This is a genomic window from Gilliamella sp. M0364 (genome assembly GCF_016100565.1).
GTDB lineage: Bacteria > Pseudomonadota > Gammaproteobacteria > Enterobacterales > Orbaceae > Gilliamella > Gilliamella apis.
Map to the genome: position 1 here is coordinate 1 of NZ_JACFSF010000012.1, position 23,539 is coordinate 23,539.

Consider the following 23,539-nt stretch of genomic DNA (forward strand, 5'->3'; position numbering starts at 1 on the left):
AAGAGGGTTGGCGCCAACCCTCTTTACAATCTCCCGCGGCGACCACGCAAGTGGTCACGATGTGACTACCTTCCGCCTTCGTTCGGTCTTAACGCACCGGCTGTGATTTGCTCCTGACAAAGCACCGCCTTGGCAAACATCCCTGTTTGCCATGCTAACCTCACTCAGTTGTCAGCACATTGCGAATGCCGCTAAATGAGAAGCATCAAACTGATTGATAAAAATAAACTTTTATTATTGGAACTAGCTGATGTTATAACTAGCGTTAGCGATTTATTGGATGGATTTTGGCTTTAAAAACCCCGTTCCTCAATTTTTTTATAGATCTTTTTTTACAGTAAATCACTTCAAAACACCATTAAACCTAACTTTAACGATTTAATTTTTTTATTGGCTATCGTTATTAATGATAATGTCTTCTTGTTTATAGACTTATTTCATGGCATGATTTAGCGCTTTATTGATCTAATAAAAAAATAGTTAGGCTTTTGCTGATACTAAAGTTAAATATTTAATCATAACTCTAGGGAAAATAAATTCATGAGTACAGGTACTATGAAGAAAAGTCATTCACAGTGGAGCTCTCGCATGGGATTTATGCTTGCGGCTGCCGGTTCTGCTGTGGGATTAGGTAATATATGGAAATTTCCATATATGGCTGGTGAAATGGGTGGTTCAGCATTTGTTCTGACCTATTTACTATTTATGTTTGTCATTGGCTTGCCAATTTTAGTTTTAGAATGGTTAATCGGCCGTCGCGGACAAAAAAACCCAATTCATACCATGGAAGATGTTGCGGTATCAGAAGGTCGCTCAAAATTATGGCGCTGGGTTGGTATTATTGGCGTACTTGGCTCGTTTTTAATTCTTTCTTTTTATAGTGTAATTGGTGGCTGGGCGACTGATTATATCTTTTTAGCTATCAATGGTAGTTTTGATGGTGTTGATGGCGCAGCTACAGGACAAATTTTTAGTGGTTTCCTTAGTAATGTCGGTAGCCTTTTAACTTGGCATACCGTATTTATGGCAGCGAATACCATCATTGTGGCGATGGGCGTTGGTGCTGGTTTAGAGCGCGCTTGTAAAGTTATGATGCCAGGCTTAGGTATTTTATTGTTAGTGTTAGTCGCTTACGCTGCAATTGTTAGTGGCCCGTCATTTGGCATAGCGTTTGACTTTTTATTCACCCCTAATTGGTCAGCATTAAATGGAACCGCAATTTTAGCCGCTTTAGGTCATGCGTTCTTCAGCTTATCATTAGGTATGGGGATCATGATGGCTTATGGTTCATATCTTGGTAAAGATGTGAATTTACTATCTACTGCTCGCACTGTGGTTATTTTAGACGTTATTGTGGCCATGTTATCTGGTATGGCGATCTTCCCGTTAGTTTTTGCTAATGGTTTAGAAGCCGGCTCTGGCCCTGGTCTTATTTTTGTTACTTTACCAATTGCCTTTGGTAATATGGCTGCTGGCTCAATTTTAGGTTGTTTATTCTTTATCTTCCTAACTTTTGCGGCTTTAACTTCATCAATTTCATTACTTGAACCAACTGTAGAGCTGTTAGAAGAGAAAACGCCTATGGGCCGTAAAACTGCGACTGTGGTTAGTAGTGTATTAATTTGGGCATTAGGTATTGCTTGTATTTTATCCTTTAATGAATGGTCAGATGTGACGTTATTTGGTAAAAATATTTTCGATTTACTCGACTATCTAACCAGTAAGATTATGTTACCTGTGACTGGATTAGGAACTGTAATCTTTGGTGCTTGGATGATGAACCAAAAAATCATTCGCAAAGAATTGGACTTAGGCAATTTCTGGTTTGGTGTATGGTCAATCTTGACTCGCGTCATCATTCCTTTAGCCGTAGTAGTTATTTTAGTTTGTGGATTTTTACCAGAAACTCGATAATTAACTTATTACTAAATCTAAAAGCCTTGATTAATATCAGGGCTTTTTTTATTGCCATAATAACTAAAAAATCAGCAATTAATTAGTTATCTTAATCCCCTCACTTGAAATTGTCTTTTTTATTCCCATATAGCAATACAACAATTAATCAAATTATTATGTCAATGTTAATCAGTTAATATTAACAAGATAACATTTTATTTATCGCATTAATAAGATGAACGTTTTGTGGTTAACATTAATTGAATTTGCAAATATAGCTGAGGTATTAGTCAATGAGTAAGCAAGGAACTGAAACACGTGGATTTCAATCCGAAGTTAAACAAATCCTTCATTTAATGATTCACTCTTTATATTCTAATAAAGAGATTTTTTTAAGAGAATTAATTTCAAATGCTTCAGATGCAGCTGATAAGCTGCGTTTTAAAGCACTTGAAAATCCAGATTTATACGCTGGTGATGCCGAGCTTGGGGTTCGTATTTCAACCAACAAAGAAGCCGGCACCTTAACCATTGCCGACAATGGTATTGGTATGACTCGTGATGAAGTCATTGAGAATTTAGGAACAATTGCTAAATCAGGCACCAAAGCATTTTTAGAATCAATTGGTAGTGATCAAGCTAAAGATAGTCAACTTATTGGTCAATTCGGGGTTGGTTTTTATTCAGCATTTATTGTTGCTGATAATGTTACTGTTACAACTCGTGCGGCAACAGCCAAAGCCGATGAAGCTGTTATGTGGCAATCTGCTGGTGAAGGTGAATATACCATTTCTGATACTAATAAAGAAACACGTGGTACTGAAATCGTCTTACATTTAAAAGATGATGAAAAAGAGTTTTTAGATGATTGGCGTTTACGTTCAATTATTAGCAAATATTCGGATCATATCTCTTTACCAGTTGAAGTACAAACTACTGATGAAGAAAGCAAAGAAGTTAAATGGGAAAAAGTTAATAAGGCGCAAGCACTTTGGACGCGTAGCAAATCAGAAGTAACTGATGAAGAATATAAAGAGTTCTATAAACATATTTCCCACGATTTTGCCGATCCGCTAAGTTGGAGTCACAATCGTGTTGAAGGTAAACAAGAATATACTAGTTTGCTCTATATTCCATCTAAAGCGCCATGGGATATGTGGAATCGTGACAATAAACACGGTTTAAAATTGTATGTGCAACGTGTTTTTATTATGGACGATGCAGAACAATTTATGCCAAATTACTTACGCTTTGTAAAAGGTTTAATTGATTCTAATGATTTACCATTAAATGTTTCGCGCGAAATCCTGCAAGATAACAAGGTAACCCAGAATTTACGCAATGCATGTACTAAACGTGTTTTACAAATGCTTGATAAACTTGCTAAAGATGATAAAGAACAATATCAACAATTCTGGAGTGAATTTGGTCTGGTTTTAAAAGAAGGGACTGGTGAAGATTTTAGCAATCGTGAGTCTATTGCTAAGTTATTACGCTTTACTACCACTAACAGCGATAGCGAGGTACAGAGCGTATCATTAGATGATTACATCAGCCGTATGCAAGAAGGTCAAGAGAAGATCTACTTCATTACTGCCGATAGTTATGGCGCAGCCAAAAATAGTCCTCACCTTGAATTATTCCGTAAAAAAGGTATTGAGGTATTATTACTTTCTGATCGTATTGACGAATGGATGATGAGCAATCTAACTGAATTTGCTGGTAAACAGTTCCAATCTATTAGTAAATCTGATGAATCAATTGAGAAGTTAGCCGATCAAAATAGTGATGAACAAAAACAAGTTGAAAAAGAACTTGAGCCATTTATTGAACGAGTGAAAAAAGTTTTAGCTGACAAAGTTAAAGAGGTTAAATTAACCCATCGTTTAACTGATACACCGGCAATTGTAACAACAGCTGCTGACGAGATGTCTACCCAAATGGCTAAGTTATTTGCTGCTGCAGGACAGAAAGCACCAGAGATCAAATACACATTTGAGATTAATCCTGATCATCAATTAGTTAAACGCATCGCTAATACTCAAGATGAAACAACATTTAGTGACTGGGTTGAGTTATTGTTAGATCAAGCGCTTCTTGCTGAAAAAGGATCATTAAGTGATCCAAGCAAATTTATTCAGACTATGAATAAATTACTGGCTCAATAGTTAATTTTCTATTTCTAATATTCAACCCGATATGGCTTGCCTGTCGGGTTGATTGCTATTTTTTACTGCAAAAGATCAATAAATTTTAAGCCAAATTTTGATACCTATCACACTTTTTCATTTTATTACTTTCTATTTTTGTTAAGCCAGACATAATAATTTAACCTTTAATTTAGACTGTAACAGATGAAAGTTCATAAAATATTAAATAATAATGTTGTGGTAACATTAGATGCAAAGGGAAATGAATTAATTGTTACTGGACGTGGGGTAGGATTTAAAAAAAGGGAAGGAGATAAAATTGACCCCCAACTTATTGAAAAGCAGTTTTCATTGAATAATCAAGAATTACTGCCAAAGTTTGCTGAGTTGCTTTCGGAAATACCTATCGAAATTCATACAACTTCAGATATCATTATCAATTATGCTAAGAAGCAGTTAGGTGGCAAATTACAAGATAGTATCTATATTTCTTTAACTGATCATATCTATTTTGCTATTGAAAGGCATAAGCAGGGATTTGATATTCCGAATAATTTTATTTGGGAAATAAAAAAATTCTATCCAAATGAATATCAAATTGGTTTACATGCTTTATCAGTGATTAAACAGCGTTTAGGCGTCGAACTGCCCGAAGACGAAGCAGGTTTTATTACCTTCCATATAGTCAATGCTCAACTAAATGATACCATGCCGAATATCGTTAATATGACGAAGATCATGCGTGAAATTTTGAATATTGTTAAATACCATTTTAGATTTGAGTACGATGAAAACAGCCTTTCTTATCAACGATTCGTCACGCATTTAAAGTTTTTTGCGCATCGTATTTTGAGTCAAGGCAAACCAGCGCAACAAGATACATCATTGTATGAAATTATTCGGCATAAATATGAACAAGCCTATTTGTGTACTAAACAGATCGACTTACATTTAATCCAACAATATCAGCATCCATTATCCGATGATGAAAGTTTGTATTTGACTATTCATATTGAAAGATTAAGAGCCGAGCTAAAAAAATAATAGTGTGATCGAAATCACAAAATAATTAACTAGTTGCAACAATATTATAAAATTTATGTTAATTTAATTAATACAGAAATTTTGGATTGTTATTGCATCAACTGCTTTTTTGATGCAAGCAAAACCTAAACTCTCAATGGAATGGGGGTTTAGGTTTTTTTTTGCGCTTAAATAAGGATAAGCTATGAAAAACAAACAACTTGCCGAAGTAATTATTGAGCATGTAGGTGGTAAGGATAACATTACCAGTCTAGTACATTGTGCAACTAGACTTAGATTTGCGTTGAAAGATGAATCAAAAGCAAACGCTGAATTTTTGAAAAAACAAGCGGGTATTATTACCATTGTACAAAGTGGTGGACAATTCCAAGTCGTGATCGGTAACAGTGTTGCAGATGTGTTTAATGCCATCATGCAATTAACTAATCTTAATGAAAAACCGACCAACGATGTTCCATCCGCTGCACCTAAAGGTATTGTATCAAAACTGATTGATTTAGTTTCAAGTATCTTTATCCCTGCGCTAGTTGTACTTGTTGCTGGTGGTATTTTTAAAGGAATAGTAGCAATACTACAGGTTATGGAACTTGTTCAAGCCGGCTCACCAACCCTTAACTTCTTAAATGCGATTGCAGACGCCCCATTCTATTATTTACCAATCATTCTAGGCTTTTCAGCGGTTAAAAAATTCGGTGGTAATCCTTATGTAGGTATGGCATTAGGTGGTGCATTGGTTCATCCTAGTGTGGTTGGTATGTTAGGTAATGCATTTGAATTACAGACAGAATTTTTTAGCATTCCTATTAAATTAATCCCTTATCCTTCATCGGTTTTCCCAATAATCTTAGCTGCATGGTTCTATTCATTATTAGAACGTAACTTGAACAAAATCATGCATGACTCGTTCAAAAAGTTTATTGCTCCATTATTTGGTTTGATAATTACCGTACCAATAACCTTTGCTGTCATTGGTCCAGTTGTGTCATTCTTAAGTGATACAGTTGCTAGTGGTATCATCTATGTTTATCAACTTAACTCTGTCATTGCTTCTATGATTTTAGCTGCTCTTTGGCAAGTGATGGTGGTATTTGGTATCCATTGGGGATTAGTACCATTTGCGATGAATAATATCTCGGTTTATCAAGAAGATTTTATGATTCCAATCTTATTCCCTGCGGTGTTCGCTCAAGTTGGTGCGGTATTAGCAGTTATGTTGCGCAGCAAAGATCCACAAGTTAAAACATTAGCAAGTTCATCGGTATTATCAGGAATTTTTGGGGTAACCGAACCGGCCATTTATGGTATTAACTTACCATTAAAACGTCCATTTATTATCGGCTGTATTTCAGCAATGATTGGTGGTGGTATTGTTGGTTATTATCATTCGGTTATCTATTCATTCAGCTTTATTAGTATCTTCTCATTTTTACAATTAATTCCACCTACAGGCATTAATGAAAAGTTTTATGCGGTAGTATTTGGTTCACTTATTTCATTTGCAGTAGCAACATTAGTCACTTATCTATTTGGTATCCCAAAAGATAAAAATCAAAATAATGAAAATGAAACAGAAAATTGTGATTCAAACAGCAATCAAACTGATATAGGTGAACAAGTAAATACAATCACGATTGCCAGCCCATTAACTGGTCAAATTATAGACTTAAAGGAAGTTAATGATGCTACTTTTGCGAGTGGTTTAATGGGTAAAGGTACTGCAATTATTCCAACTATTGGCGAAGCTGTCGCACCAGAAGATGGTGAAGTAGTGTCACTATTTAGAACGAAACATGCTATCGGTTTCCAAACTAAATCAGGTGCAGAAATACTTATCCACATTGGTGTTGATACAGTGAAGTTAGATGGCCAACATTTTGAAGCTCATGTAGAAAGTGGTCAAAAAGTGAAAAAAGGCGATCGCTTGGTAAGCTTTGATATTGAAGCAATTAAACAAGCCGGCTTTGAAGTAACCACACCAATCATAATCACTAACAGTGATGACTATATCGATGTGCAGTGCATATTTAATCAAGATAATATTCAACATGGTGATGCACTACTAGTGTTAAGTGCAAACAAGGAGTAAAAAATGGCTAATACTTTTCCTAATGATTTTTTATGGGGTGGCGCAATTGCTGCTAACCAAGTCGAAGGCGCATATAACGAAGATGGTAAAGGTCTTTCAACATCTGACTGTACTCCTAATGGTCTATTTGGCGATATAGTTGATCGTAATAATGTTGAAATTACTAGTATTAAAGATCGGGCTATCGACTTTTATCATCGCTATCCAGAAGATGTAGCCCTGTTTGCGGAAATGGGATTTAGTTGTTTAAGAACATCAATCGCATGGACACGTATTTTTCCTAATGGCGATGAAGAACAACCAAATGAAAAAGGTTTAGCATTTTACGATAAACTGTTTGACGAAATGTTAAAACATAACATTACGCCTTTAGTCACCTTATCACACTACGAAATGCCCTATTACCTAGTTACTCAATATGGTGGTTGGGGAAACCGTAAAGTGATTGAGTTTTTTACTCGCTATGCCAAAACTGTTTTCGAACGCTATAAAGATAAAGTGAAATATTGGTTAACTTTTAATGAAATTAATATGTCACTACATGAACCATTTACCGGTGTCGGTTTAGCTAGAAATAGCAGTAAAGCGGAAATCTATCAAGCTATTCACCACCAATTAGTAGCCAGTGGACAGGCAGTTAAACTTTGTCATCAAATTATACCCGATGCAAAAATTGGTAATATGTTACTTGGTGCTATCGCTTACCCTCTTAGCCCAAAACCAGAAGATGTTTGGGCAACGCATTTAGAAAATCATGGTTGGTTGTTCTTTGGTGATGTGCAAGCACGTGGCTATTACCCAACTTATATGAATCGTTATTTTAAAGAAAACAATATTGAATTAACGATTACCGATCAAGACCGTGAAGATTTGAAAGAAACTATCGATTTTATTTCATTTAGTTATTACATGAGTTGTTGTGGTACAGCTGATGACTCATTTCGTAAAAAGGGTAACATTCTTGATATGGTACCTAATCCACATCTTAAGGCGTCTGAATGGGGCTGGCAGATAGACCCAATCGGTATCCGTTACTTGTTAAACTTGCTTTATGAACGTTTTCAAAAACCACTATTTATTGTTGAAAATGGCTTAGGCGCTAAAGATAAGCTTGAAGCAGATGGCACCATTAATGATGACTATCGTATTAATTATATGAACGATCATTTAGTGCAAATTCGTGAAGCGATTAATGATGGTGTTGAAGTGATGGGATATACCAGTTGGGGACCAATTGACCTAATCAGTGCATCTAAAGCAGAAGTGACCAAACGATATGGTTTTATCTATGTGGATTTAAACCAAGACGGCTCTGGTACGTTAAAACGCTATAAAAAGAAAAGTTTTTATTGGTATCAATCAGTCATTTCATCGAAAGGTGCTAATTTAAAATAATGATGATTCCGGTAGGTCCTCTACCCTACCGGTAATTTTACTCATCATACTAATGACAATGCTATATGAGGCTAATGATGAAAAATAAAACAATTAAAGCAGTATTCCTTACTAGTGCACTATTATTAACAACGCTTGCTACTGGTTGTAGCAATAAAGCAAATAATGCCACAAGCAATAATAGTGATGATGCTATTAACATTTATTTTGCTCGACACGGTAAAACTTTATTTAATACCTATGATCTTGTACAAGGTTGGGCTGATTCACCATTGACTGACAAAGGTATTGAAGTTGCTCGTTATTTAGGTGAAGGTTTTAAACAGCAACACATTCAATTTGATGCTTATTACACCAGTGATGCTGGACGTCAGCGTGAAACAATGCAAGTTTTGTTACAACAAAAAGGTGTTAAAGATTACCAGATCCAAGAATTAAAAGGTTTACGAGAAGTTTTTTATGGTGGATTTGAAGGAGGAAGCAATGCCAAGATGGTATCTGCATCCATGAAGTCTCTTGGTTTTAAATCTGTTGATAGCTTTTATAAAAGTTATGTGCAAGGACAAATTCCCGTGGCAACTCTAACTAATGCCATCGCTAAGAGTGATCCTAAACAGCAAGCGGAAAATTTTGACCAGGTTAAAGAGCGTACCCAAAATGCTCTACATAGCATTGTAAAAACAGCTCAGGATAAACATCAAAAAAATATTTTGGCTATTTCATCTGGTATGTCAATGCAAGCTATGATTTCTGATTTAACCGATAACCCAAATAAAAACAAACCATTGTCAAATGCTACTGTGGTTAAAATTGTGTATCAAAATGGTAAATATAGTGTAGTTGAAATTGGCAGTATGGACTATGTTAATCAAGGTAAATTATCACTAAATAAATAAATAAACAACTGGAGGAAAACAAATAACCATAATCTGAATAAAATTAGATGATTAGCAATTAAATTAGTAAAATAGGATTGTTACTGCTTAGGCAGGCAAAACCTAAATATCAGCCCAACCGATAGGTTTGTGGGCGGTATTTAGGTTTTTTTTTGGGAAAATAAAGATAGGATATAACAATGAAAATAAAGTACCTTTCGCTAGCACTTCTTAATATTATGTGTTTTTCAGCTGTTGCGGCTGAAGCAAATTCGCTAAATACTGATAATAGTTTTTTCAAAGATAGCAAATTTGAATTTTCAACACGTAATCATTGGAAGTATTTAAAAGAAAATGCATCGCAACCCAAAGAAGTTCACAGTGCATGGGGACAAGCATTAACACTTAACTATAAATCAGGTTATTGGTTAGATATCTTGGGATTCGATGTTACTTATGACAATGTCATCAAACTTGGAGCCAGTGACTACTTTGCCACTCGTAACTTACTTTATAACACAGGTAAAAAACCAAATAAACATAATGCCCATGGATTTAACAAATTTACCCAACGTTATGCCAAAGTCAAACTCGGCAATTCTACAGACCTCAACTTTAATGGTAAAGTCGGTTGGCATAGTTTAAAAGACATGGGGGTAATTAGTTCATCGCAAAATTTAACCCGTAACAGTTATCTCGGTTATAGTGGAACATTTAAATACTCTAATTTGGCGTTATCGCTAGCTTATATTGATAGTGCTCTACCTCGTGAATCGGCCAAAAAAGTGCATTTTTATAGTTTAGATAGAAAATCTGAAATTGATAATATCAAAACAGCTGAAATCGCCTATAAAGATAAAGTAATTAAACTTGACTACTCTTATGGTGTAGCAAAAGATTATATTAAACGTCATGCGATTGAGTTTTCTTATAAACCGATAGAAAAACTAACCGTTGGCTCACAAATCTATGGCAGTACTGCTCTTAAAAATCATGACAAAATGAAAGCCAATGTGCGTGATTTTGATGATTCAGCATGGCATTATGCAGCCGATGTTGAATGGAAAGAAGCAGACTGGAGTGCCAAATTCGGTATCGCTTATACCGACGCCAATCGCAAAGGCGCTATCGGTTATTATGGTCGTCACATAGGTAAAAATAACCGTGGCCGTTATAATGGTATGGCTGCAGCAGGTGCAGACTATATGCGTGATGGCGAAGTGGTTTTATCAAGCGTGTTAGGCTATGACTTTTTTAAAGATAACACCACTGGTTTATATCTAAACTATGGTGAATTTAACTATAAACACGAAACCCTAAAAAATGGTGAAATCAACGTGTTTAATATCTGGAAACCAACCAGTGGAACATTTAAAAATCTATCTATTTTGTCAAAATTTGGTTATGGTTGGTCTTATAAAACCATGAGCAGCAAAGACATTACCCCTAAATTAAGAGACGGCCATGCGCAACGTTCACCGACTTTATCAGCAGAAACCGTTATTGATTATCGATTTAACTTGTTATAAAAGGACGAAATTATGAAAAAACTTATTAAACTTATTGGATTAACCGCAATTCTTACCGCATCACTAGCACAAACTGTTGCTGCCGATGTGAATATCTATTTTACTCGTCACGGTAAAACTATGTTCAATAATGTACATCGTGCTCAAGGATGGTCAGACACGCCTCTTACTAAACCTGGTATTGAAGTTGCAGAGCAACTTGGCCGAGGTTTAAAAGATGTTGATTTTATTTCGGTATATTCAAGTGACTCTGGTCGTGCTAGACAAACAGCAAGAATCGTACTTGAATCTAAAGGTGAAACTAAATTAAACATTAATGAAATGGAAGGTCTGCGTGAAACTTGCTTTGGTGATTTTGAAGGTGATCTTGATCCAAACATGTGGAACCCAGCTGCACAACATCTAGGTTATGAGTCTGACAAAGCCCTAATGGCTGATTTAGCTAAAGGTAAAGTTACCCTTAAAAAAATGATGGATGCGATAAAAGCTGTTGAGAAATCTGGTCAAGCTGAAGATTACAATGCTGTTAAAACTCGTATGCAAGCATCATTAAAAGCTATTGCTAAATCTGCTCAAGAACAAGGTGGTGGTAATGTATTGGTGGTCTCTCACGGTATGGCTATTATGGCAATGGTTGAAGAGATGTTAGACAGACCAATCACTAGTGGACTTGGTAACGCTAGCGTAACTAAAATCCGTTATACCGATGATGGTAAATTTATCGTTGAATCATTAGGCGATATGAGCTATGTAGAAAAAGGCAAAGCTAGCAAATAATCTTTATAAAAAGACTCACTAACGTGAGTCTTTTTTTATTATTGTTGAGTCATATTGTATTCACTCTACTTTGTTTAATCACTTTACTTTCGCTATTAATACATAAAAATAATAAGTTAGTTTACTCATACTCATCATTCATAATAGTCTTATAATATTTTTATTAATCAATTTGTTAACAAAAATAATTTTAATAACTACTGAATTGAACAATCTAAAATAAACAACTATTTTTACTACTTAAATTACATTAACTGGTTATAATAAAATATTGCTTAATCGGTAATATTAGGATTTTTCATGTTTTATATTAGCCACTATTCGTCACCAATGGGATTGATAACTTTAGCTAGCCAGAACAATAAATTAATTGGTGCTTGGATTGAAGGACAAAAATATTTTGGCCAAATTGTTAATTCGACCAAACAAGAAAAATCTAATTTAGCAATATTTAATCAGACTAAAAAATGGTTAGACGACTATTTTCTAGGCAAAAAACCATCTATAAAGCAATTATCACTGGCTCCTCAAGGTAGCGCATTTAGGCATATGGTATGGGACATATTAGCGCAAATTCCTTATGGTGAAGTCATTACCTATGGCTATATCGCAAAACAAGTGGCATTGCAATGTAATAAGCCACATATGTCCAGTCAAGCTGTTGGTGGAGCAGTTGGTCACAATCCGTTATCAATTATTATTCCTTGCCATCGGGTTATTGGGGCCAATGGTAACTTAACTGGTTATGCCGGTGGAATTGACAAAAAAATTTGGCTTTTGCAACATGAACAAGTTGATATGCAGAAATTTTTTCTGCCTAAGAAAGGCTCTAAAGCTTAATAATAATGGTATTCTTGCGAATTAGAGATTTCAAAAAAAACAGATTCTCAACTTATTTAGTCTTTATGTCGCAGCTTAAATCCCACCATAATTAAACAGAGTCATAAATATTGGCATGATTAAGGTTAATAAGAAACCTTGAACGATTGCGGGAGGCACGATGCTGACACCTGCACCTTTTTGTAGCATGGGTAAGGTAAAATCCATAGAAGTTGCGCCACATAAACCTAGTGCTGTAAGTTTATATCGTTTGATTAAGGTAGGAATTAAGATAATGGCACATAATTCTCGTAGAATGTCATTTAAGAAAGTAGCACTACCAATGATTGGACCATGAGCTTCGGTCATTAGTATTCCTGACAATGAATACCAACCAAATCCTGATGACATTGCCAGCCCCACTCGTACTGGTTGTGCCAATATCAAGGCGGCAATAATACCACCTAAAAAGGTACTTAGGATGACAATAATGGCCGTAGCAATACCCACTTTATTCAATAAAATCTGTTTTAACGAAATATTATTACTACGTAACTGAATACCAATAAGTAATAGTAAAAATACTAGAACCACTTTGGTAATATCTTCACTATATTGCCAAATAAAAAGTGGAAAAAGTCCTGCAACAAATCCTGCTATCAATGCAATACAGACCCGCAAAGATTCCAAGATCATTTTAAATCGTGATTGATAAGTTGCATCATTATGTGAAGTACGCCATGGTAAAAAAAGATCAACAATAGCTAAAAAAATAAAGTTACCGCCAAAAGTGCAGATAAAAATAATACCAGTATAAAATAAGATAATTTTTAAATTAGCAGCGAGATTATCTAAATGAGCTAGTTCGGTTCCCATTATAAATAGGATAAAATAGACCATCCAGCTTAGGACTTGGTTTATTTTAGCGATCCATTTTTGCTCTTTGAATCTAATCAAATACCCTAAACATAACGGTACTAAAGCAATAAGAATACCAAAATACATATTTCATTCCTTAATTATCATTTTTATATTAAAAGTATTAGATAGATTTGGATCTTGATTAATATAGCTTGCAATATAATGCAAGCGATAGATTAAAAGATTATTTTAATAATGCTAATTGTGTTTCAATATTGTTCTTGAGCTCATCTAGTAATGCATAACGATTGCGATACTCAGAACGCTTTTTACTGGCAACCTCTTCAAGTGATTTGCGGTTAATTTGTGTTGGTAAAATAAATAACGATCTTTCGTCTTGTTTGCCGTCAATGGTTAACCAAAAATCATTATAGTCAGATAAGATTCTCTCTTGTCGGCTGTTATAACGCCAGTTGTTGTAGACATGCGTTTTATTACCTACCGCTATAATCTGTTCAAGTTGAAAATAACTCGCAATAATTAACGCTGCCTCAACAGCCACGCGTTTAGGAAAAAGCCCATAGCACTGTTTTGTTGCCTGTTGTACTCGGGTTCGAGCTTCATGATGCCCTGTTCCTTGTAAGCCGGAAATAAAAAGAGTAGGCTTTTGTTGATATTTAGCGATGGTGAAAGTTAACGTTGCTAAATCAATGCCGTCATTATCATAAAAATAGAGACTGAGTTCCCCTTCCCGAGCATATTTATTACGTGCTTGAATCGCAATTTTTATATTGGCTTCATTTTTTGCTGTAATACTAGCCAATTCAAAGGGGGTATCTAAGTTATAAAAGGCTTTAGTCATGCTATCAGGACGATTAGCCAAAAAATCATAATGATAAGCTAATGCCTCGTACCGCTCTTGTTGACTCAAACAAGAAGCTAAATAAGGTCGTTGTAGTTTACAAGGTAAATTAGTTTGGCATGATAAATAGTAACCAAGTAACTTGTATTGTCTTAATTTGTCTAATAATTTAAGCGTAATAGGACTTAAAAATAGAGTTCGAAAAAAAAATTTATAACGATAAGTCGGTTTAAGCCATAATTCGTTAAGTGGTAATTTACCTGAACAAAGCCAGTTAAAAAGTTGCCATTTACTTTTAGGCTGGGACATATTCGTAATATTATTCATAAGCAGAAAAAAGTATTCGTATTGGTTAATATATAAAAGAGTTATATGTGGTTAAATTATAAATTATCAATTAGATATTTATGATTATTTTCAAATTTAAGGCACCATTTAACGTAAGTGCCTAAGAGTACAACACAACCCAAAGCAACGCAACCCTTATGGTGTTATGTCACCGCTTGAGCAATAAAAATAAGCAATAAAAAACGGTGATCTGAGTCACCGTTTTATTAAAAGGCATCGTTTATAAAAACGAATTATTGACCTTTAACTTCTTTTAAACCGTTAAATGGTGCTTTTGAACCTAAAGCTTCTTCAATACGGATTAATTGGTTGTATTTAGCAACACGATCAGAACGGCTCATTGAACCAGTTTTGATTTGACCAGCAGCTAAACCAACAGCTAAATCAGCGATAGTTGAATCTTCAGTTTCACCTGAACGGTGAGAGATAACCGCAGTATAACCCGCATCTTTCGCCATTTTAACAGCTGCGATAGATTCAGTTAATGTACCGATTTGGTTAACTTTAACTAGGATTGAGTTAGCGATACCTTTCTCAATACCTTGTTTGAAGATTTTAGTGTTAGTTACAAATAGATCGTCACCAACTAATTGGATTTTGTTACCTAATGCTTTAGTTTGGTATGCCCAACCTTCCCAATCGCTTTCGTCTAAACCATCTTCGATAGATACGATTGGATATTGTTCAGTTAAACCTTCTAGATAGTGAGTAAATTCTTGAGCTGTGAACTCTTTATTACCTTCACCTTTTAATACGTATTTACCAGTTTCTTTGTTATAGAATTCAGAAGCTGCACAGTCCATCGCTAAAGTAATGTCTTTACCTAATACATAACCAGCTTTTTCAACTGCTTCTTTGATGCAAGCTAATGCTTCAGCATTTGAACCTAAGTTAGGAGCAAAACCACCTTCATCACCAACAGCTGTGTTCATGCCTTTAGCGTGAAGTACTTTTGCTAAATTGTGGAATACTTCAGAACCCATACGGATTGCTTCACGTACTGTTTTAGCACCAACTGGTTGAATCATAAATTCTTGTAAGTCGATGTTATTATCAGCATGTTCACCACCATTGATGATGTTCATCATTGGTAATGGCATAGAGTATTGACCTGGAGTACCATTAAGATCAGCGATATGTTGATAAAGTGGTACACCTTTAGCTGCTGCTGCTGCTTTAGCTGTAGCTAAAGATACAGCAAGAATTGAGTTAGCACCTAAGTTTGATTTGAAATCAGTACCGTCTAAGTCAAGCATTACTTGGTCGATAGCTGCTTGATCTAACGCATCTTTACCAACAACTGCTTTAGCAATTGGGCCATTTACGTTTTCAACAGCTTTAAGTACGCCTTTACCTAAAAAGCGAGATTTGTCACCATCACGAAGTTCTAATGCTTCACGTGAACCTGTTGATGCTCCTGATGGAACGATAGCAAGACCAACGAAACCACCTTCTAAATGAACTTCAGCTTCAACAGTTGGGTTACCACGAGAGTCGATGACTTCACGACCATGTACTTTAACGATTTTTGCCATGTTATTTTCCTCTATATGACAGATATGTAACTATAATGTAAATATAAACTATTTTTACTGCTGATCTTGATGATCTTTGGCAGCTTTAATAAAACTACTAAATAATGGATGTCCATCACGTGGTGTTGAAGTGAATTCCGGATGGAATTGACACGCAACAAACCATGGATGATCAGGAATTTCAATAATTTCTACTAGTTTTTTATCAGTTGATAATCCTGTTACTTTTAATCCAGCTTTAACCACTTCTGGTAATAAATTGTTGTTTACTTCATAACGATGGCGATGACGTTCGGTAATCGATTCTTTTTTGTACATACCTGCAACTAATGAATCAGGCTCTAAATGACAAATTTGAGAACCTAAACGCATAGTACCACCAAGATCACTATCTTCACTGCGTTGAACCACTTTTCCTGATTCATCGCTCCATTCAGTAATTAATGCAATTACTGGATTTGCGCAATCTTTAACAAACTCTGTTGAATTAGCATCTTTTATGCCAGCAACATTACGAGCATATTCAATTAATGCCACCTGTAAACCAAGACAAATACCTAGGTAAGGGATCTTGTTTTCACGAGCATAACGTGCAGCCATAATTTTGCCTTCAACGCCACGATAGCCAAAGCCACCAGGAATTAATATTGCATCTAAACCTTGTAATAACTCAGTACCACGCGATTCAAGATCTTCTGAATCAATATAACGAATATGTACAGTTAGACGATTCTTTAAACCACCGTGTTTTAATGCTTCATTAACTGATTTATAAGCATCAGGTAACGCAATATATTTACCAACCATACCAATGGTCACTTCACCAACAGGGTTGGCTTCTTCATAAATCACTTGTTCCCATTCAGATAGATCCGCTTCTTTACATTCAAGATGGAAGCGATTGCACACAAAAGTATCTAAATTTTGTGATTTTAATAATGCAGGGATTTTGTAAATCGAATCAACATCTTTAAGTGAAATTACCGCACGTTCAGGCACATTACAAAATAGCGCAATTTTAGCTCTTTCGTTAGCTGGAATAGCCCGATCTGAACGACAAATTAATACGTCAGGTTGAATACCAATTGATAATAACTCTTTCACTGAGTGTTGAGTTGGTTTTGTTTTAACTTCACCAGATGATGCAAGATAAGGAACTAATGTTAAGTGCATAAATAATGTGTGTTCACGACCAACATCAACCGCTAGTTGACGAATTGCCTCTAAAAATGGTAATGATTCAATGTCACCAACAGTACCACCAACTTCAACGATAGCAACATCATAACCTTTTGCACCATCAATAACACGATCTTTTATCGCATTAGTAATATGAGGAATAACTTGGACTGTTGCGCCTAAATAATCACCACGACGTTCTTTACGTAAAACATCAGAATAAATTCGTCCAGTGGTAAAATTGTTTTTTCGACTCATTTTGGTGCGAATAAAGCGCTCATAATGCCCCAAATCAAGATCAGTTTCGGCACCGTCTTCAGTCACAAAAACTTCACCATGTTGAATTGGGCTCATTGTTCCCGGATCGACGTTGATATAGGGATCAAGTTTTAGCATGGTGACTTTTAAATTGCGGGCTTCTAAAATTGCAGCTAGAGATGCTGCGGCAATGCCTTTACCTAAAGAAGAAACGACACCGCCTGTAACAAAAATATAATTCGTGACCATTAATACCAGACCATTATTAATTTAGTTGAACAATATCACATCAGTTTAAATGATAAAACCCATGCAATATATGATGAATCAGACGGGAAAATAGTATAACAGAATATGGCTTAGCTCACAATTGAATAATTATGTTTAATCGATAAGTTACTCACTTTGCTTAATGAAATAAGATCTATTATTTAGATAATCCGTCTAATATTAATCCCAATATAGTTAATATTTTTTTGATATCTTTTTCAGTAGAACGTTTTATTGGCGATTAACGATATAATTTAAATTACTTGGCGAATTTCCCCTTAAATTCGATAAACTCTTTAAGGTTATCGATATTTTTAATTTCTAATTTACCTGCAACTTTATGTACGATATCTAAGTTAATTAACTCATTAACAGCACGACGATAAACACGGTCAGTAGTGCCAAAACGTTCTGCTTCTAAATAGTTTTTTTGAAAGTTATTAACCGGGTGAATATTAAGGTGATGTTGATACATATCAAAAGCAATGTTGTAACAAATTGAATATAATGTTCTTTTTAAGAAGATATCTAAGGTTTCTTGATAATCAAAGGCGATAGCACTAGCGAAAAACAGTGCTAATTTAGGATGTTCAAGTAATGATTGATATAATTTATCAATACTAACGACAGCGATAGTTAATGCTTCTTCGGCGATAATATCAAATTGACATAGATAGTTGGTGAAGAACTCCATTTCGCCAAATATATGCTCATCGCAATCTACCGTACCTATATGAAATCGACGTCCATTATTGGCCTGATAACGTATTGAAATCGTACCATTATAAACAACAATTAAATTATCGACTTTACATCCTTGACGAAAAAGCGTAGTTTTTTCATCTACGATTTTTTTTTCAACAATACATTGTTCAATAATTGAAGCAAACAACTTATTATTATCTTGCCAATAATGACTAAAACGACCTTTATTTAATGATTTTAATTGCATATCACTCACACATTAATATTGGATAACGTATAGATACTTAATGATCTACAGCGTTATCTTTTTCTAATTTGGTACAATTATAGTCAATAATAATAAAAGATATGCCATTTCAATCTAATCTATTATTTTTAATTATTGACCCTTTTCTTTAAAAGAATTGAAATCACCAACATAACAATAATAACAGCATAAAGTATAGGTATCGCATTCATGATAATTTGAATACCCAAATAGTTATATAATTTCGAGCTTATAGCTGGACTAAACATAGCCCCAGCACTACCACTAATTAAAATGAATGAAACATTTTTACTTGATGCTTTTTTTACAAAGGTCACGCCATAAGCCACAAAAGCGTTATATAAAGCAGAGCATACAAATCCATATCCATAAGTATAGTAACCAATATAATCAATATTTTCAGTATTGACGATCATCAGTGTCATTATGAAGGCTAATAAAATGATTGAAATAAAAAAGTGCTCAATTTTAACTCGCGTTACAATCGCCGTCGAAACTAATGCTCCGATTAAGGCTGCTGTCCAATATTGAGTAATAATGTTGCCTGCATCTTCAAACGAAATTAAAAATTTTTGGCTAACAAATAGAGGAGCCCAAGTTAAAAACGTATATAACGCTAACATCGCCAAAAATAAACCGAAACCAGAAGATAAAATACCAAAGTTCCATTCAGATCGCTGATGCTTCTCTTGTTTTGCTTTAGGCTGATTAATTAAATCGAAATTAGTAAATAAAATAATGATTAACATCAATACTGCAACTATTCCAACCGTTAAATAGCTACTAGCCCAAGATAGATTATGAGTTAAAGCATAGGTAGTGATTAGCGGGAAAATGATGCCAGCAATATTAAATGTAGCATCTTGTACCACTAACATTGTACTTTGTATCTTATCTTGCCAAGTCGATACCACAATAGTACCCGCGATACACAACCCTATTCCACCACACAATCCTATCAAAGTCATACAAACTTCAAGTATTATTAGCGAGTTGGTGATATATAAAATAAAGGAACTAATAACAATAATTGTATAACTAAGTAAGGTAATTCGTTTAATCCCAATAATATCGATTAAAAAGAAAGCCAAAATAGTTCCTATTAAAGCCCCACCATTTAATAAAGAAAAAATGAATGCGACACGGTTTACATCTGCATTAAAATTTTGCGCTATTGGTTCTATTAGCATACCAAACTGAGAGGCAAAACCAGCCATAATAAAGTTAGCTAAAAAACTAATAAGTGTGAGCGATAATTTATTTTTCATATTTCCATCCGAAAAAGGCAATAAATAACCAATTAAGATTTAATAGCCACGTTTAAAGCAAGTTTGATCATATTATTAAATGTCATTTGCCTTTCTTCCGCCGTTGTCTCTTCACCAGTTAAACAATGGTCTGAAACCGTTAAAATGGCTAACGATTCGACATTAAACTGTTGCGCAATTCCATATAAACCAGCAACTTCCATATCAATTCCTAGTACCCCTGATTTTTCTAATGTGCTAATCAACGTTTCATCAGGGTCATAATAAAGATCGCCACTAAACACATTACCTACTTTAACTGGTAAATCCATAGTATTAGCCATTTCATAGGCACGATGTAATAACGAGAATGTCGCAGATGTGGCAATATTATAACCATTCGCTCTTTTTTGATTAGTCATTGAATCCGTCCCTGCAGCCACGGCTAATATGACATCACGCATTTTAACGCTTTGCTGTGTGGCACCTAAAGAACCCACTCGGATAATACGTTTAACATTAAAGTCATTAATTAATTCATGCGCATAAAGGGTTATTGATGGAATCCCCATGCCATGCCCCATTACTGACACCGCAACGCCCTCATACAATCCAGTATATCCTAGCATATTACGTACATTACAAACCTCTTTAACATCGGTTAAGTAATTTTCTGCAATAAATTTTGCGCGTAAAGGATCGCCGGGCATGATAACGGTTTGAGCAAAGTCATTGGGATTAGCATTAATATGTGCAGTCATAATATTTCCTAAATAATAAATAAATTGCTCCAATTATAATAAAGATATTTTTGTTTCAACTAGGACATAAGTCCGAACCTGATGCGTTATACCTCATTTTTAGGAAATTATTTGATGATTACTTTTTCATTTATAAAAAAAGCGCCTAGCGCGCTTTTCATTTTATTTAGATGATAACTTATTTGACCGTTTTTTCACTGCGTGATAAACCAATAATACCAGAGCGAACAATTTCTACTATATTACAAGTTTCGCGAATAGAGGATAGAAATGATTCTAATTTTTCACTAGTACCTGATAATTGGACAATATAATGTGTTGCCGTCACATCAACAATCGAACCTCTAAAAATATCAGCACAACGTTTAACTTCATCACGTGCATCAGAGCTTTTAGCTGCAACTTTAACTAACATTATTTCACGTTCAACATGTGGCCCCTCTGTAAGGTCATTAACACGATAAACATTGACCAACTTATGTAATTGTTTTTGGATCTGTTCAAGCACATGTTCATCACCAGATGTTTGAATCGTCATTCGACTCATTGTTGGATCTTCAGTTTGTGCGGTAGTAATGGATTCAATATTAAACCCACGCTGTGAAAATAAACCGATAATTCTTGATAATGCACCAGGTTCATTTTCAGTTAAAATTGATAATATATAACGCATTAGGTTCTCTCCGTTTTACTAAGCCACATCTCATTCATTGCCCCACCGCGAATTTGCATTGGATAAACATGTTCTGTCGCATCAGTCATGACATCAATAAAAACTAAACGATCTTTTATAGCTAGCGCTTTTTTAAGCTTAGGTTCCAGATCTTCTCGTTTATTAATTACCATCCCAACATGACCATAAGCTTCGGCAATCTTGGCAAAATCAGGTAATGACTCCATATAAGATGATGAATGACGACCAGCATAAATCATATCTTGCCATTGCTTAACCATGCCTAAAAAACGGTTGTTAAGGTTTAATACAATTACAGGTAAACCATATTGCAAGGCTGTTGAAAGCTCTTGAATATTCATTTGAATACTACCATCACCTGTTACACAAACTACATGCTTCTTAGGGAATGCAAGTTTAACACCCAATGCAGCAGGTAAACCAAAGCCCATGGTACCCAGACCACCAGAAGTAATAAAATGACGAGGTTTGTCAAAGGGATAATAGAGCGCAGTAAACATTTGATGTTGACCAACATCAGTAGCAATATAAGCATCACCTTTGGTCAGCTTATATAAAACTTCAATCGCTTCTTGTGGCTTGATACTTTCACCTTCATGGCTATAAGCAAGACATTTGCGAGCTCGCCAATGCTCAATCTGCTTCCACCAATCAACTAAAGCATCTAGGTCACGTTCAGTACTAAGATCTTCAAGTTGTGTTAACATGGTTTCAACAACTTGTTTTGCATCACCTACTACAGGTATAGTTGCAGAAACAGTTTTGGATATAGACGTTGGATCAATATCAATATGAATAATTTTGGCTTTTGGACAATATTTTTCAACATTGTTAGTAGTTCTATCATCAAAACGAGCACCTATTGCAAAAATAACATCTGCATTATGCATTGCCATATTAGCTTCATAGACACCATGCATACCAATCATGCCTAAATATTTTTTATCTGTTCCGGGAAAAGCACTAATCCCCATTAACGTTGAAGTCACAGGCAGATTGAGTTTATCTGCTAGTGATTTAACCACATTGCTAGCGTCAGCACTAATTACCCCACCACCAATGTATAACACAGGTTTTTTAGCTGCTAATAAGGTAGTTAATGCTTTTTTAATTTGCCCTTTATGTCCTTGAGTCGTTGGATTATAAGATCGCATTGTTACTGACTTTGGATAATTATAATTATATTTGTTAGCTGGATTAACTATATCTTTCGGCAAATCAATAACAACTGGACCTGGGCGACCAGTAGAAGCAATATAAAACGCTTTTTTAATCGTTTCTGGAATATCTTTACTATCTTTGATTAAAAAACTATGTTTAACAATTGGGCGTGAAATCCCAACCATATCACACTCTTGGAAGGCATCATTACCAATTAAATTACTCGCAACTTGGCCAGATAAAATTACTAATGGCACTGAATCCATATAGGCTGTTGCAATACCAGTAATAGTATTAGTTGCCCCGGGGCCTGAAGTAACAAGTACCACACCAACATCACCTGTTGCTCTGGCATAACCATCAGCCATATGTACTGCAGCTTGCTCATGACGAACTAAAATATGCTCAATACCACCTAAGGTATGAATTGCATCATAGATATCCAGAACACTACCACCTGGATAACCAAATATCTGCTTAACTCCTTGATCAATCAGTGACTGAATGACCATTTCTGCGCCTGACAGTTTTGCCATGGTTGTTGCCTCCATTTATAACTTATTTGTCATTTTTGATTTATTTTGCATGAACTAATACAGAAAATCAATAAAGTCAATAATATGTGCGATATACTTATCTTTTTTGGATACTAGGCCTCATTTTTGAAAGAAATAACTTGTAAATATTCAATTAATCGATTTTAATTGGATTAATATCAATTTTTTAATTGATTATAAATAATATCCTAGTGATTTATTAACAATTATTTACTATTTTTTGTTTGTTTTTTATGCATAACTTATGCTACTTATTTTGTAC

Annotated in this window: 18 protein-coding genes; 9 read left to right on the forward strand and 9 right to left on the reverse strand. The window is 34.9% G+C overall.

Going from position 1 to position 23,539, the window contains the following annotated elements; all coding sequences use genetic code 11:
- The first annotated feature begins 540 nt into the window (after positions 1 to 540).
- The 9 genes from H3U96_RS10450 to H3U96_RS10490 all read left to right on the forward strand — a co-directional run bounded on the left by H3U96_RS10450 (position 541) and on the right by H3U96_RS10490 (position 12,592).
- Positions 541 to 1,914, forward strand: a complete 1,374-nt coding sequence (locus H3U96_RS10450) for a sodium-dependent transporter (RefSeq protein ID WP_198196541.1) — start codon at positions 541 to 543, stop codon at positions 1,912 to 1,914.
- A 275-nt stretch (positions 1,915 to 2,189) separates the two neighbouring features.
- The gene (htpG, locus tag H3U96_RS10455) at positions 2,190 to 4,064 is read left to right on the forward strand and encodes a molecular chaperone HtpG (protein ID WP_065578237.1); all 1,875 of its coding nucleotides are present in this window, start codon (positions 2,190 to 2,192) and stop codon (positions 4,062 to 4,064) included.
- A gap of 186 nt (positions 4,065 to 4,250) precedes the next feature.
- The gene (licT, locus tag H3U96_RS10460; protein WP_198196550.1) at positions 4,251 to 5,090 is read left to right on the forward strand and encodes a BglG family transcription antiterminator LicT; all 840 of its coding nucleotides are present in this window, start codon (positions 4,251 to 4,253) and stop codon (positions 5,088 to 5,090) included.
- Positions 5,091 to 5,274: 184 nt separating this feature from the next.
- Positions 5,275 to 7,176 carry a beta-glucoside-specific PTS transporter subunit IIABC gene (locus tag H3U96_RS10465; RefSeq protein ID WP_198196552.1) on the forward strand — a complete coding sequence of 634 codons (1,902 nt, stop codon included), beginning with the start codon at positions 5,275 to 5,277 and terminating at the stop codon, positions 7,174 to 7,176.
- Positions 7,177 to 7,179: 3 nt separating this feature from the next.
- Entirely contained in the window at positions 7,180 to 8,571 is a 1,392-nt protein-coding gene (locus H3U96_RS10470; RefSeq protein ID WP_198196554.1) for a glycoside hydrolase family 1 protein, read from the forward strand.
- Positions 8,572 to 8,648: 77 nt separating this feature from the next.
- On the forward strand, positions 8,649 to 9,467 hold the full coding sequence (locus H3U96_RS10475; protein WP_081298831.1) for a histidine phosphatase family protein: 819 nt from the start codon (positions 8,649 to 8,651) through the stop codon (positions 9,465 to 9,467).
- Positions 9,468 to 9,646: 179 nt separating this feature from the next.
- Positions 9,647 to 10,975 carry an OprD family outer membrane porin gene (locus tag H3U96_RS10480; protein ID WP_198196558.1) on the forward strand — a complete coding sequence of 443 codons (1,329 nt, stop codon included), beginning with the start codon at positions 9,647 to 9,649 and terminating at the stop codon, positions 10,973 to 10,975.
- Between the two features lie 12 nt (positions 10,976 to 10,987).
- Positions 10,988 to 11,752: a histidine phosphatase family protein gene (locus H3U96_RS10485; RefSeq protein WP_086319923.1), complete on the forward strand. Its 765-nt coding sequence runs from the start codon at positions 10,988 to 10,990 to the stop codon at positions 11,750 to 11,752.
- Between the two features lie 300 nt (positions 11,753 to 12,052).
- Positions 12,053 to 12,592: a methylated-DNA--[protein]-cysteine S-methyltransferase gene (locus H3U96_RS10490; protein WP_198196560.1), complete on the forward strand. Its 540-nt coding sequence runs from the start codon at positions 12,053 to 12,055 to the stop codon at positions 12,590 to 12,592.
- A 75-nt stretch (positions 12,593 to 12,667) separates the two neighbouring features.
- On the opposite strand, the gene H3U96_RS10495 is transcribed toward H3U96_RS10490, so the two are convergent.
- The 9 genes from H3U96_RS10495 to ilvI form a co-directional block, all read right to left on the reverse strand.
- Positions 12,668 to 13,576, reverse strand: a complete 909-nt coding sequence (locus H3U96_RS10495; RefSeq protein WP_198196562.1) for a lysine exporter LysO family protein — start codon at positions 13,574 to 13,576, stop codon at positions 12,668 to 12,670.
- 100 nt (positions 13,577 to 13,676) lie between these two features.
- Positions 13,677 to 14,603, reverse strand: a complete 927-nt coding sequence (locus tag H3U96_RS10500; RefSeq protein ID WP_198196564.1) for a VirK/YbjX family protein — start codon at positions 14,601 to 14,603, stop codon at positions 13,677 to 13,679.
- 272 nt (positions 14,604 to 14,875) lie between these two features.
- A complete protein-coding gene (gene eno / locus H3U96_RS10505) occupies positions 14,876 to 16,177 on the reverse strand; it encodes a phosphopyruvate hydratase (RefSeq protein ID WP_065578227.1) in 1,302 nt (433 codons plus the stop codon).
- A gap of 54 nt (positions 16,178 to 16,231) precedes the next feature.
- On the reverse strand, positions 16,232 to 17,863 hold the full coding sequence (gene pyrG, locus H3U96_RS10510; RefSeq protein ID WP_110453559.1) for a glutamine hydrolyzing CTP synthase: 1,632 nt from the start codon (positions 17,861 to 17,863) through the stop codon (positions 16,232 to 16,234).
- Between the two features lie 280 nt (positions 17,864 to 18,143).
- Positions 18,144 to 18,836, reverse strand: coding sequence for a Crp/Fnr family transcriptional regulator (locus tag H3U96_RS10515; protein WP_065578225.1), 693 nt, complete (start codon positions 18,834 to 18,836; stop codon positions 18,144 to 18,146).
- A gap of 128 nt (positions 18,837 to 18,964) precedes the next feature.
- Positions 18,965 to 20,125, reverse strand: coding sequence for an MFS transporter TsgA (gene tsgA / locus H3U96_RS10520; RefSeq protein WP_198196565.1), 1,161 nt, complete (start codon positions 20,123 to 20,125; stop codon positions 18,965 to 18,967).
- Between the two features lie 32 nt (positions 20,126 to 20,157).
- The gene (gene deoD / locus H3U96_RS10525; RefSeq protein ID WP_065578223.1) at positions 20,158 to 20,865 is read right to left on the reverse strand and encodes a purine-nucleoside phosphorylase; all 708 of its coding nucleotides are present in this window, start codon (positions 20,863 to 20,865) and stop codon (positions 20,158 to 20,160) included.
- A gap of 178 nt (positions 20,866 to 21,043) precedes the next feature.
- Positions 21,044 to 21,538 (reverse strand): acetolactate synthase small subunit, encoded by a 495-nt coding sequence (ilvN, locus tag H3U96_RS10530; protein WP_065578222.1) that lies wholly within the window; start codon positions 21,536 to 21,538, stop codon positions 21,044 to 21,046.
- Complete coding sequence (gene ilvI / locus H3U96_RS10535; protein WP_065614246.1) at positions 21,538 to 23,256, reverse strand: acetolactate synthase 3 large subunit; 1,719 nt, start codon at positions 23,254 to 23,256, stop codon at positions 21,538 to 21,540. Before ilvI ends, ilvN begins: the two co-directional genes overlap by 1 nt.
- Positions 23,257 to 23,539 lie beyond the last annotated feature (283 nt).